Genomic DNA, 11,626 nt, shown 5'->3' with positions numbered 1-11,626 from the left:
GCGCGCCTCGCGATGACGGGGTATGAATTAAACATCTTCTCAAACACGCCGTCATGGCGAGCGCAGCGAAGCAATCCATGTTCACTCCGCAACCAGATCGTGCCACACATAGATCGCCGCGGCGCAAACGGCGCGCCTCGCGATGACGGTGTATCAATTAAACATCTTCTCAAACACACCGTCATTGCGAGCGCAGCGAAGCAATCCATGTTCACTCCGCAGCCTGGTCGTGCCACCCATGGATGGCCCAGCCCCTCCTCTCTTGCCCTCCACCTGTCGGGCAATTCACCTTGTCGCCGCAGCGCAAACCGCGCGCCTCGCGATGACGGAGCATTAATTAAACATCTTCTCAAACACGCCGTCATGGCGAGCGCAGCGAAGCAATCCATGTGCACTCCGCAACCAGGTCGTGCCACCCATGGATGGCCCAGACCACCCTCTCTTGCCCTCCAGCTGTCGGGCAATTCACCTTGTCGCCGCAGCGCGAACGGCGCGCCTCGCGATGACGGCTATTGTTAACCGTCAAACGTTAACGCAGGTACTCACGCGGTGGCGCACGCAGGTAGCGCTCGGTAAACACTTCCGCTGGCAGGCCAATGTCGTAACCCACCTGGGCGTAGCGCATGACGGTTTTGCTGCCTGTCTGCAGGTTTTCCATGCTCGCCTCGGTGACCGTGGGATGACCGTCAATGGTTTCCACTTTGAGTGCTTTCGACTCGCGATACTTGTTGCCCTTGCTGTCGAAGAACTCCACCTGCACCGGGATAAAGCTCTGCTTGTGCACATACATATCGTAGTAGGCAAACTCTACCGAAGCCGGATCCTTGGGTGTGTGGCGCAACACGTAGTAGTTGTCGGTGGTACGCAGCAGTTCGTGGGTATCGGCATCCACACTGCGGCCGCTCACATCTTCATAGAAGTAATCGGAGCCGACAAAGCTGGTGCGCTTGTCACTGGCAGCAATGCGCTTCACCAGGTCCAGCGCCGGCAGGTAGAGCCAGCGGTCGTCATCGCCGGTCACTTTTTTGTGCACCATAAACACCATCTTGTTGACGTCCGCAGGACGGTGAAAGTAGACGTACAGTTGCTGCTCGCCCAGGTAGGCGTGATCGCTGATGCTCTCACTGTCGGAGAGATCACGGCGCAGGATAGTAAAACTGCGCTGGCGGCTGCGGCCCTGCTTGTCAGTGATCATCATCTGCACCTGGGCGCGACCATCCTTGCCCTGAAAATAGGAGACATGATTGGTGCGGTGGACGATCTCGTCGACGCTGGGTGTGGCTTGTGCCAAAGCGAATACCGGCCATGCCAGTGCGCCGGCCAACAGGGTTTTCATAACGGATTGTGCAAATTTCATTGGTTTTACGCTCCTCGCTTGTTCGCCATGAGGACAAGGTGTGCCTGGGCATCACCGGAAAAGATCGCCCGGGGGAGCGGGCTCCTACACACCGGATTTAAACAACCAGCGCTGCAGCAGGGTGACCAGTGCCGGCATGATCACCAGCGTGGCCAGGCCAGCAAACAAAATGATGGCCGCAATAAAGATTCCCACCGTCTGATAGGGCACCAGCGGTGCCAGCAGCAGCGGCAGAAAACCGGCACTGAGCACAATGGCATTGCGGCTGATGGCTCGCGCCGGCTCACCAAACACATGTGCCACCGCGGCCTTCCAGCTGCCGGCTTCTTTCACCGCCTCCCGCGAACGGGCCAGGAAGTGAATGGCATAGTCCACCGCCAGTCCCAGGCTCAAGGCGCTGAGGATCGCCACCGGCATGTCGTAATCCTTGCCGATCAAACCCACCACGCCATAGATCAAACCCACGGTCAGGGTCAGCGGAATCATGGAGAGCAGGCCAAACAGCAGTGAACGGAACAGCAATACCATCATCACCAGCACCACCACAAACGAGCCGGCAAACGATTCCAGCATACCCACCACCATTTTTTCCTGCCAGGCGACGTTGATGTAGGTCAGGCCGAACCAGTCACTCTGCAAACCGTGTGGCGCCGGATTCTCCGCCAGGAAGCTGTCGAGCCTGGCTATCACCGCTTCCATATCCCGGTTGTCACCACTGGTGAGCTGCATCCACAGGTTGGCCTGGCGATAATCCGGCGTTACAAAGTGCCACAGGTCCTGGGGTCGATGGCTGTTCTGGTAAGTGATCAGCGTCTGGCCCACCGCATTGGAAGAGTCGGGAATGCGGAATTCAGCAGCCTCACCCAGCAGCAGTTCGCGGTGTACGGTTTTCACCACATCCACCAGTGAATTGATCTTGCCTACCTTGTCATCGCTCAACAGGGCACCCTGCAACTCATCCATCCACTGCAGGGTATCAGGCTGCTTGAACACCTCCTGCAACTGGCGCTGGCTGTCGATCCAGAGGGAGAGCTCATCCCAGCTGTCGTACTCCTCGTCCGGGGCGTTAAACATCTGCTCACCGGCAAAGTCGCTCAGGGCAGCGAAGGGATCAGCACTGCCGGACGCCAGCACACGGGAGAGCTCAGCGCCCAGTGTATCGGCCGGGGCCACACTGAAACCGGCTGCACTCATCTTTTCACGCTGCTGCTGCAAGGCGTTAGTGAGTGCCGCGCCATCCACCGAAGCCGCCGGAGCACTCAGTGACAGGTACGCCATATAGGTGCCGCCAAAGTGCTCATTGAGCACACGGTCAGCCACACGGATCTCGTGCTCGGGTCCAAACCACTTGATAGGGTTGTCGTTAATGCGGATCAGGGAGATACCGTACGCTGCCACGGCGCCGACCAGCACGGTTGCCAATACCACCAGTGTCGGACGCCGGGAGGTTAACCTGCCAATAGCCGCCAACCCACGCCCCATGGCAGTGTGATCGTCCTCGCCCCCACCCGCTCCGGCATGAGCGCCGGCGTGGCCATAGCCCTCCAGCTTCTTCTCATCAATAGACATGATGTAAGCCGGGATAAAGAGCATAGTCAGCACCCAGGCGATAAACACACCGATGGCCACAAACAGGCCAAACACCTGCACCGGAGGAATCGGGGTCAATGCCAACGACAGAAAACCGGCCATGGTGGTCAGGGTGGTGAACAACATGGGCGCAAACAGGGTGTGCATGACCTCCTGCAAGGTCTTGCGGCGATCGCGATGTACCGGATAGCGATCAAAGAATTCCGACAGGATATGAATGGCATCCAGCACCGCGATGGGCATGATAAAGATCGGAATCATGGAGCTCATGATGTGGATGGTGTTGCCGGAAATAATCAACAGCGCCATGGTGGTCATGGCGCTGACCACCGCCACGATCATGGGCGAAGTCACCAGCACCAGGCGCTTGAAGAACCACCACAGCAGCAGGAAGATGGTGATCATGGCCAGCGGCGCAGAGATGGCCATCTGGATAAACATCTCCACCCCGAAGGTGTCCTCAGCCACCGGCAGGCCGGTGATATAGACCTGATCTTCCGCCGGCCAGTCGCTGGCGAAATCCCGCAGGGCGTTACTCACACGCCACGACAGGTCCTTGGAGGTAATGGGCAGGTAGATCGCCACCGCCTTGCCATCTTCGGACACCAACGTGCCCTTGAGGAAGGGGATATTCATGGCGCGGTCGCGCACCTGCAGGGCCTCGGCGTCGCTGGCCGGCGGCTGCGGCATCAGCCAGGAGAAGTTCACCACCCCAGGGCCACCCTGCTCGATATTGTCTACCGTGGAGGGCGCGATCATATCCACCGCCACCACCCCTTGCTGCTCCCCCTCGGCCCCTTCCCAGGTCAGGGTTTTAGCGAATTCGGTGAGCTGATAGATACGCTCCAGGGAATCCTTGTTAAAGACGCCCTGGGGATTGGACTCGTTCACCACTCCCACAACTACAATATCGTTCAGGTCGAAGGTCTTTTTGGCCTGCTCATGGAACAGCCGCACCGGCTCCTCGTGAGCCAGCATGTTTTCCGGGTCGGTATCTACCGTCAGGGGATGTAGCAAGGGAACAGAGACAAAGTTTGGCAGCGCCGCCAGCAGCACCAGCAGCAAGGTCGCCAGACCGGTGATTCGGGTTACCAGCCGTGGGTGATTGAGAGCGTAATGAACCGCCCGATCTGCCAGAAATTGGGTTGCCATAGAGACCTCGCGCAGAAAATTCTGGACAAATATTAGAAAATACTTATATTAGAGTCAACTAATGTTTGTCGGTGCCGATAATCCTTTATGCCCGGCACTGACCCAAGTGTAACTGAGCTGCCGTAACACGACGGCCAAATTGCACAGGATCCTGCGCCAACTTGACCTTCGTCATACAGAGAGGTTGTTTATGAATATAGATCGTTTGGTATTTGCCGTAGCCGGTACTTTTATTTTGCTCAGCCTGGCCCTGAGCCAACTGCACAGCGTGTACTGGCTCTGGTTTACCACTTTTGTGGGCGCCAACATGCTGCAAGCCGCCTTTACCGGCTTCTGCCCGCTGGCCATTGTGCTGAAGAAACTTGGCAAACCCGCTGGTTGCGCCTTTCAGTAAGCTAAACCAACACCCCGTCATGGCGAGCGTAGCGACGCCATCCATGCTCACTCCACAACCAGGTCGTGCCATCCATGGATGGCCCAGATCACCCTCTCTTGCCCTCCACCTGGCGGGCAATTAACCTTGTCGCCGCGACGCATACTGCGCGCCTCGCGATGACGGCATTTTTTGGGGAGGGTGGCGAAGGGATTCATTCGCCCCCGCCCATCAACCAGACCAACACCCCGTCATGGCGAGCGCAGCGACGCCATCCATGCTCACTCCGCAACCAGGTCGTGCCACCCATGGATGGCCCAGATCACCCTCTCTTGCCCTCCACCTGTCGGGCAATTCACCTTGTCGCCGCGGCGCCTACTGCGCGCCTCGCGATGACGGAGTCTGAATTAAAAATTTACCGTCATGGCGAGCGCAGCGAAGCCATCCATGTGCTCTCCGCAACCAGGCCGTGCCACCCATGGATGGCCCAGATCACCCTCTCTTGCCCTCCACCTGTCGGGCAATTCACCTTGTCGCCGCGGCGCATAATGCACACCTCGCGATGACGGGCTGTGGGGAGCGGGGGACGGGGGTGCGGGAGACCAGGGACCAGGAATCGTAGCAGGCAGTCAGCCCGGCGGCTGCCAGCCGAAACGGGGTAAATCGACCCGGCCGCGGGCATCCACTGATACCCCTTCTGCCTCCAGCAACCGGGCCTGACGCCAGCGGGAAGCTTCATCGGAGAGCACGATCTCACCGTCGCGATTGACGATGCGGTGCCAGGGTAATTGGTATTTGTCGCTGCAGGCGTGCAGCAGGCGAACTACTTGACGGGCGGCGCGGGGGCTGCCGGCAGCGGCGGCAATAGCGCCATAAGTGGCGACGCGACCGTAGGGCACTGATTGCAGCAGTGTGATAACCCGCTGGCTGAAAGGTGCGAGGGAAGACGGGAGGGTCAGGGTCACGATCAGAGCGACAACGACGGGCTACCCCGGGGATTAAGCGGGCCACAGCTGCAGCGCTGTGCCCGCTCGATCAGGAGAAGCCCGCCGGTCGCAATCGGCTCAGTTGACGCTTTCGGCGCCCGCTTCAGCCTGCTGCTTGGCCTGGGCAACCGCCTGGGCAAACAGGGCATCGAAATTAACCGGTGGCAGCATCAGGGCCGGGAAGCCGCCCTTGGTGACCACGTTATCCACCGCCTCACGGGCGTAAGGGAAGAGGATATTCGGGCAGACAGTGTTCAGCACCTGGGTCAGCTGCTGATTCTCCAGACCGGTAACCGCGAACAGGCCAGCCTGCTGTACTTCCACCAGGAAGGCAGTCTCTTCTTCGATCTTGACGGTAATGGTCAGGGTCAGGACCACCTCATACAGACCGTCATCAACCTTGGCAGCCTTGGTGTTCAGCTCCTGGTTAACGCCTGGCTTCCACTGCTTGCGGAAGGCCTCAACGCCCATTGGGGACTCGTAGGAGAGGTCCTTGAGGTAGATACGCTGCAGTGCGAATTGGGTCTTGGGTTGGGCGGCACCTTGCTCTGCCGCAGTGGTCTGCTCGTCAGCCATAACTGCTCTTACCTTATTATCGAAAACGTCAAAAAATATAACCGTGTGAATTGTGCAAACTGGGGGCGCCAGCGGGCTTTTCAACCCCAGCGGCCGCCACAGGGCCGATTATTCAGCCGAAGCCTCGGCCTGCAGCAGGACATCCAGCTCACCGCCGAACTCGGCCGCAAACAGGTCATCGCAACCGCCAACGTGAGTCTCACCCACCCAGATCTGGGGCACGGTGTGGCGGCCGGAGCGCGCCATCATCTCCTGCCGGCTCTGCGGGTCACCATCGACGCAGATCTCCCGGTAGGCGACACCCTTCTGCTCCAGCAACGCCTTGGCGCGCCGGCAAAAACCACAAAAGTTGCTGCTGTAGATGAGAACATCCGGCATGGTCACCCCCAAAAAGTCGTTACTTCACCAGTGGCAGGTTCTGGTTCTGCCACTCACTGATACCGCCATCCAGGCGCTGCACACTGAAACCCGCACCCATCAGCAGGCGACCGGCGGCGCCGGTGTGCTGGCCCATCTTGTCCACCAGGATCAGGGTCTTGCCCTTGTAGGTGCTGAGCTGGCTGACCTTGTCCTTGAGGGTGTTGTAAGGCAGGTTGATGGCATCGACGATGTGCCCCGCCTTGTACTCCTTGGCCTCACGCAGGTCCACCACCACGGCTTCGCCGCCGTTGATTACCCGTGTTGCCGCATGAATGGAGAGTTTGGGACCGCCACGGCGGCCTTCGGTCCAGATAAACGCATACACCAGCACCATCAGCACGCTGATTGGCAGCCACTGTTCGCTGGCAAAGGTCAGAAAATCCACGAAATCTTGTTTCCCGTTCAAGGTTGGTCAGAGACACCGGAACCCACTGCGGTGCCGGGCCCGGTGCTGATGCCAGCTTCCCGCAGGAAGGCGGCACCGAAAGCGCCGCAGTATACACCAATGGCACAGGCAACCCCTAGGGTGGCGTGGAGTTGGCCCTCCTAAACCGGTAGAATTGCCCCTTCACCGTCTGCGCCGCTGCCGGCGCGACCCACCACCACCCCTGACACAGACTCTGACGACGCACATGACTGAAGTGAAAAAGCCTCTGCTGCTACTGGTTCTCGACGGCTTCGGCTACTCCGAAACCACCCAGTACAACGCCATTGCCGCCGCCAAGGCCCCCACCTGGGACAAGGTCTGGAAAGAATGCCCGCACACACTGATCCATACATCAGGCATGGCAGTTGGTTTGCCTGAGGGCCAGATGGGCAACTCCGAAGTGGGTCACATGACCCTGGGCGCAGGCCGGGTGGTGTACCAGAACTACACCCGCATCAACAAAGCCATCGACGACGGCGACTTTTTCACCAATCCGGTCTACCTGGACGCCATTGATAAAGCGGTGGCAGCCGGCAAGGCGGTACATATCCTCGGCCTGCTCTCTCCCGGCGGCGTCCACAGCCATGACGCCCACATCAAGGCAGCCATCAAGCTGGCCGCCGAACGCGGCGCCAAACAGCTCTACCTGCACGCCATCCTCGATGGTCGCGACGTACCACCGCGCAGCGCCGAGCAGCCGCTGGCCGAGATGGACGCGCTGTTTGCCGAACTGGGCTGCGGCCGTACCGCCAGTCTCATCGGCCGCTTCTTTGCCATGGACCGCGACAACCGCTGGGACCGGGTACAGCAAGCCTACGACCTGCTGACCCTGGGCGAGAGCGCCTTCACCACCGCTGACGCCGCCACCGGGCTGGCCGGCGCCTACGAGCGCGGCGAGGACGATGAGTTCGTCAAGGCCACCGTCATCGGCGAGGCCGCCACCGTCAACGACGGCGACGCCGTGCTGTTTATGAATTTCCGCCCGGACCGTGCCCGCGAGATCAGCCGCGCCTTCGTCGACAGCGACTTTGACGGCTTCGAGCGCCGCAAAACCCCGCAACTGGCGGCCTGGGTGCAGACCACCGAGTACGCCTCCGACATCAAGTCGCCCATCGCTTTCCCCACCATCGACCTCTCCAACTCCTTTGGCGAGATCATGGCCAACGCCGGCAAGCAGCAGCTGCGCATCGCCGAGACCGAGAAGTACGCCCACGTCACCTTCTTCTTCAGCGGTGGCCAGGAGGAGACCTTCGAGGGCGAGGATCGCATTCTCGTACCATCACCCAAGGTGGAAACCTACGACCTGCAGCCCGAAATGAGCGCCCCGGAAGTGACCGCCAAACTGGTGGAAGCCATCGGCTCCGGCAAGTACGACGCCATCATCTGCAACTACGCCAACTGCGACCAGGTGGGCCACACCGGCGACTTTGACGCCTCGGTGCAAGCGGTAGAAGCAGTGGATGCCTGCCTGGCGCAAGTGTTCGACGCCCTGCAGAAAGCCGGCGGCGAAGCTCTGGTCACCGCCGACCACGGCAACGTGGAGCAGATGTTTGACGAGACCTCCGGCCAGAAGCAGACCCAGCACACCACCCTGCCGGTGCCATTTGTCTACGTCGGCCCCCGCGACCTGCAACTGCAGTCCGGTGGCAGCCTGGCGGATGTAGCGCCTACCATGCTCGAGCTGCTGGGCATTGCGCAGCCGGCAGAGATGAGCGGCCACAGCCTTATCGGTTAAGTGGATATTGCGGGCGGTCCATTCAGGCGCACAAACAGGTAACATGTGCCAGAGATGGATCGCCGCGCTGCGCTCGCGATGACGGCATGGCAATGGCCATGAGCCGAAGCGACCTGACAGGCGCCCCCAATCCGAAAACCCACCGATCAGCTCCAAGGATAACGATACCCATGCTGAGACCTACGCTGAGAGTATCCGGACTTCTCCTCTGCGCCCTGCTCACCCTGCCGCTGCTGGCACAGGCCGCCGGCGACGATGACTACCAGGCCAAGATCAACCAGCTGCAACAGTCCATCAAGCAGCTGCAACAGGAACTGCAAAAAGCCAAGGGCAGCCGCGACCAGCTGCAATCCGACCTGCAGAGTTCGGAAGTGGACATCAGCGAGACGCTGAAGAAAATCGAGCAGCTCAAGGGGGAGCTTGCCAGCCAAAAAAAGCAGTTAACGCAGCTCAACCGTAAACAGGATGAGCTGCAGGCGGCCAGCAGTGAGCAGCAGCGCTATATCGCCCAGGACATCAACGCCGCCTACCGGCTGGGCAGCCAGAGCCAGCTGAAGCTGCTGCTCAACCAGCAGCAGCCGGAAACGGTGGCGCGCATGAACAAGTACTACAGCTACTTCCTCAATGCCCGCAGCAGTCGCGTGGACGCCTACCTGGAAACCATCGCCGAGCTGAACATCGTCAGGCCACAGATCGAGGCCCGCACCCGCGCGCTGGAAGAGAATTCCCGCCAGCTGCAGCAGCGCCGCCAACAACTGCTGGCGCGCCAGAAAGAGCGCACCGAAACCCTCGCCAGGCTCAACGCCAGTATCAGCCGTAAAGATGAAGAGCTGAAACAGCAGTCGCAGGACAAGCAGCGGCTGGAAAAACTGCTGGAAGAGGTGACTGCCGCCATCGCCAACCTCGCCCTGCCCACCGACGGCGAACCCTTCGCCAAACTCAGGGGACGCATGCCCTTCCCCGCCAAGGGGCGCTTGCTGAATCGCTTTGGCAGCAGCCGGCTGGAGGGCAAGCTGCGCTGGGAAGGCGTCATGATCGGCGCCCGTGAGGGCACACCGGTGCACGCCATCCACCACGGCCGGGTGGTCTTTTCCGACTACCTGCGCGGCCACGGCATGCTGGTGATCATCGACCACGGCGACGGCTACATGAGCCTCTATGCCCACAACCAGTCCCTGCTGCGGGAGACCGGCGACTGGGTCAGCAGCGGCGAAGTGATCGCCAAGGTAGGCAACACCGGCGGCCAGTCGCAGTCGGCGCTCTATTTCGAGATCCGCCACAATGGCAAGCCCACCAACCCGGCGCGGTGGTGTAAGGCTTAAAAGCAGGACGCTGGGCTACAGAACGCGTTGCTACAGGGGTCAGGACGCTTCGCTACAGGGACGCGGGCGTAGGAGCGCACTCCTGTGCGCGATCTTTTAAGGGGCTCCGGCCCCGCCCGCTATGGCCCTGCACACCGAAGCGAAAACCTCGCGCACGGAGTGCGCTCCTACGGCGGACATCAGACAACAGATTATTCACCAGGTCCTCCCTGTAGCGCAGCGTCCTGTAGCGAAGCGTCCTGTAGCGAAGCGTCCTGTAGCGAAGCGTCCTGTAGCGAAGCGTCCTGTAGCGAAGCGTCCTGAAACCTTTTTACTTAGAGATTTATTCAATGCGTGGTTTTATTCAGCGGGTCAGCGAGGCCAGCGTTACCGTCAACGGCGAGAGAGTTGGCGAGATTGGCCAGGGGCTGCTGCTGTTACTGGGTGTCCAGAAAGGCGATGACGAGGCGGCTCTGGATAAGCTGCTGCACAAGGTACTCAACTACCGGGTCTTTTCCGACGCCGAGGGCAAGATGAACCTGAGCGTGCAGGATATCGCCGGCGGTGTGCTGGTGGTGTCCCAGTTCACCCTCGCCGCCGATACCCGCAAGGGGCTGCGCCCCGGCTTCTCCACCGCCGCAGCACCGGCAGAGGCGGAGCGACTCTACGACCTGTTTGTGGAGAAGCTGCGACAGCAGCACCCCACGGTCGCCACCGGTATCTTTGCCGCCGACATGAAAGTGGGGCTGGTCAACGACGGCCCGGTGAGCTTTCTGCTGGAGACCTGAGTGCGCACCGGGAGCCATCGTTACCACCACCAACAGCACCCCGCCACAAAAACTTAATATATATAATCGATATACTATGTATATACTTATTTCGTCCTCAGTGACCCGGAGATCCCATGGCGACGGATGATGTCACCGGCAAGGAGCAGACCGGCAAAAAGGCCTCTGGCAAGACAGGCCGGCCCTCCAAACCCAAGGCAGGCAAGAAAGACGCACAGCTGCTTATCCGTATCAGCGCCAGCGAGCGCGACCAGTTCATCGCCCTGTGCGAAGAGCTGGATACCAGCGCGGCGCGGGAAATTCGCCGCTTTATCCGGGTTTTTATCCGTGAACATCAGGAAGACTGAGGCGGTAACCACACCCCGCAGGAAACCGATTCAAGGAGAATCCAGCATGTCCAAGAAGAAAGAGTCCAAGAAGGTCGTCAGCCTGAAGAAAGCCATCAAAGCCCGCAAGGCCAAGATCGCCAAGCAGGAAGGCAAGCTGAAAACCCTGAAGAAAAAGCTGAAGAAAGCGGCCTGACGTATCGTCACACCGGCCACAGAGCCCCGCCATTGGCGGGGCTTTTTTGTAACCGCTGCTGAAAAACCTGGATCCCCGCCCACCCCAGAGTGCCCTCTCTTGAAGCCGAGCTGCAATTCACCTTGTACGCGGGGATGACTATTCGATAAATGGTCTGGCCTTCCCTCAGACCGATGGATCCCCGCCCACCCCAGAGTACCCTCTCTTGAAGCCGAGCCGCAATTCACCTTGTACGCAGGGATGACTATTCGATAAATGGTCTGGCCTTCCCTCAGACCGATGCCCCCCGCCCACCCCAGAGCGCCCTCTCTTGCAGCCGAGCTGCAATTCACCTTGTACGCGGGGATGACAAATCCGTGCTTGTGTCGTGGTACTGGCCACAGGTGGATCCCCACCCCT

12 protein-coding genes and 1 pseudogene are annotated in these 11,626 nt (G+C 60.0%); 6 read left to right on the top strand and 7 right to left on the bottom strand.

The features are described 5' to 3' along the window. Positions 1-529 precede the first annotated feature (529 nt). Positions 530-1,357: an outer membrane lipoprotein-sorting protein gene (locus tag GSF27_RS12055; RefSeq protein WP_160969368.1), complete on the bottom strand. Its 828-nt coding sequence runs from the start codon at positions 1,355-1,357 to the stop codon at positions 530-532. Positions 1,358-1,441: 84 nt separating this feature from the next. Further along, positions 1,442-4,099, bottom strand: coding sequence for an RND family transporter (locus GSF27_RS12050; RefSeq protein WP_160969366.1), 2,658 nt, complete (start codon positions 4,097-4,099; stop codon positions 1,442-1,444). A 190-nt stretch (positions 4,100-4,289) separates the two neighbouring features. Between GSF27_RS12050 and GSF27_RS12045 the strand changes: the two genes are divergently transcribed. Next, positions 4,290-4,493 (top strand): DUF2892 domain-containing protein, encoded by a 204-nt coding sequence (locus tag GSF27_RS12045; protein WP_160969364.1) that lies wholly within the window; start codon positions 4,290-4,292, stop codon positions 4,491-4,493. Between the two features lie 608 nt (positions 4,494-5,101). On the opposite strand, the gene GSF27_RS12040 is transcribed toward GSF27_RS12045, so the two are convergent. From GSF27_RS12040 to GSF27_RS12025, 4 genes are all read right to left on the bottom strand, one after another. Continuing rightward, positions 5,102-5,437 (bottom strand): MGMT family protein, encoded by a 336-nt coding sequence (locus GSF27_RS12040; protein WP_370462600.1) that lies wholly within the window; start codon positions 5,435-5,437, stop codon positions 5,102-5,104. Between the two features lie 99 nt (positions 5,438-5,536). After that, on the bottom strand, positions 5,537-6,034 hold the full coding sequence (gene secB, locus GSF27_RS12035; protein WP_160969362.1) for a protein-export chaperone SecB: 498 nt from the start codon (positions 6,032-6,034) through the stop codon (positions 5,537-5,539). A gap of 108 nt (positions 6,035-6,142) precedes the next feature. Further along, on the bottom strand, positions 6,143-6,412 hold the full coding sequence (gene grxC / locus GSF27_RS12030) for a glutaredoxin 3 (RefSeq protein ID WP_160969360.1): 270 nt from the start codon (positions 6,410-6,412) through the stop codon (positions 6,143-6,145). Positions 6,413-6,431: 19 nt separating this feature from the next. Continuing rightward, a complete protein-coding gene (locus GSF27_RS12025) occupies positions 6,432-6,839 on the bottom strand; it encodes a rhodanese-like domain-containing protein (protein ID WP_370462599.1) in 408 nt (135 codons plus the stop codon). 247 nt (positions 6,840-7,086) lie between these two features. Here GSF27_RS12025 and gpmI point away from each other — a divergent pair, with 247 nt between their 5' ends. Together gpmI and GSF27_RS12015 are read left to right on the top strand one after the other, a co-directional pair. After that, the gene (gene gpmI, locus GSF27_RS12020) at positions 7,087-8,616 is read left to right on the top strand and encodes a 2,3-bisphosphoglycerate-independent phosphoglycerate mutase (RefSeq protein WP_160969358.1); all 1,530 of its coding nucleotides are present in this window, start codon (positions 7,087-7,089) and stop codon (positions 8,614-8,616) included. Positions 8,617-8,786: 170 nt separating this feature from the next. Next, a complete protein-coding gene (locus GSF27_RS12015; RefSeq protein WP_237457538.1) occupies positions 8,787-9,938 on the top strand; it encodes a murein hydrolase activator EnvC in 1,152 nt (383 codons plus the stop codon). Between the two features lie 191 nt (positions 9,939-10,129). Here GSF27_RS12015 and GSF27_RS18105 read toward each other — a convergent pair. Further along, positions 10,130-10,234 (bottom strand): annotated as a pseudogene (locus GSF27_RS18105) (pentapeptide repeat-containing protein); the annotation flags it as partial. Positions 10,235-10,267: 33 nt separating this feature from the next. Here GSF27_RS18105 and dtd point away from each other — a divergent pair. The 3 genes from dtd to GSF27_RS17995 all read left to right on the top strand — a co-directional run bounded on the left by dtd (position 10,268) and on the right by GSF27_RS17995 (position 11,227). Next, positions 10,268-10,705: a D-aminoacyl-tRNA deacylase gene (dtd, locus tag GSF27_RS12005; RefSeq protein WP_160969356.1), complete on the top strand. Its 438-nt coding sequence runs from the start codon at positions 10,268-10,270 to the stop codon at positions 10,703-10,705. 116 nt (positions 10,706-10,821) lie between these two features. Beyond that, the gene (locus GSF27_RS17745; protein WP_202410426.1) at positions 10,822-11,052 is read left to right on the top strand and encodes a hypothetical protein; all 231 of its coding nucleotides are present in this window, start codon (positions 10,822-10,824) and stop codon (positions 11,050-11,052) included. Positions 11,053-11,098: 46 nt separating this feature from the next. Continuing rightward, positions 11,099-11,227: a hypothetical protein gene (locus GSF27_RS17995; protein WP_255493835.1), complete on the top strand. Its 129-nt coding sequence runs from the start codon at positions 11,099-11,101 to the stop codon at positions 11,225-11,227. Positions 11,228-11,626 lie beyond the last annotated feature (399 nt).

The organism is Pseudomaricurvus sp. HS19, assembly GCF_009857815.1.
Taxonomy (GTDB): Bacteria; Pseudomonadota; Gammaproteobacteria; order Pseudomonadales; family Cellvibrionaceae; genus Pseudomaricurvus.
Note: the sequence above shows the minus strand (reverse complement) of the source record. Positions and strands in the feature narration are given on the sequence as shown.

Excerpts from the sequence above, each read along its gene's own strand:
- GSF27_RS12055 (WP_160969368.1), bottom strand. The coding sequence starts at position 1,357 with ATGAAATTTGCACAATCCGTTATGAAAACCCTGTTGGCCGGCGCACTG.
- GSF27_RS12050 (WP_160969366.1), bottom strand. The coding sequence starts at position 4,099 with ATGGCAACCCAATTTCTGGCAGATCGGGCGGTTCATTACGCTCTCAAT.
- GSF27_RS12045 (WP_160969364.1), top strand. The coding sequence starts at position 4,290 with ATGAATATAGATCGTTTGGTATTTGCCGTAGCCGGTACTTTTATTTTG.
- secB (WP_160969362.1), bottom strand. The coding sequence starts at position 6,034 with ATGGCTGACGAGCAGACCACTGCGGCAGAGCAAGGTGCCGCCCAACCC.
- grxC (WP_160969360.1), bottom strand. The coding sequence starts at position 6,412 with ATGCCGGATGTTCTCATCTACAGCAGCAACTTTTGTGGTTTTTGCCGG.
- gpmI (WP_160969358.1), top strand. The coding sequence starts at position 7,087 with ATGACTGAAGTGAAAAAGCCTCTGCTGCTACTGGTTCTCGACGGCTTC.
- GSF27_RS12015 (WP_237457538.1), top strand. The coding sequence starts at position 8,787 with ATGCTGAGACCTACGCTGAGAGTATCCGGACTTCTCCTCTGCGCCCTG.
- dtd (WP_160969356.1), top strand. The coding sequence starts at position 10,268 with ATGCGTGGTTTTATTCAGCGGGTCAGCGAGGCCAGCGTTACCGTCAAC.
- GSF27_RS17745 (WP_202410426.1), top strand. The coding sequence starts at position 10,822 with ATGGCGACGGATGATGTCACCGGCAAGGAGCAGACCGGCAAAAAGGCC.
- GSF27_RS17995 (WP_255493835.1), top strand. The coding sequence starts at position 11,099 with ATGTCCAAGAAGAAAGAGTCCAAGAAGGTCGTCAGCCTGAAGAAAGCC.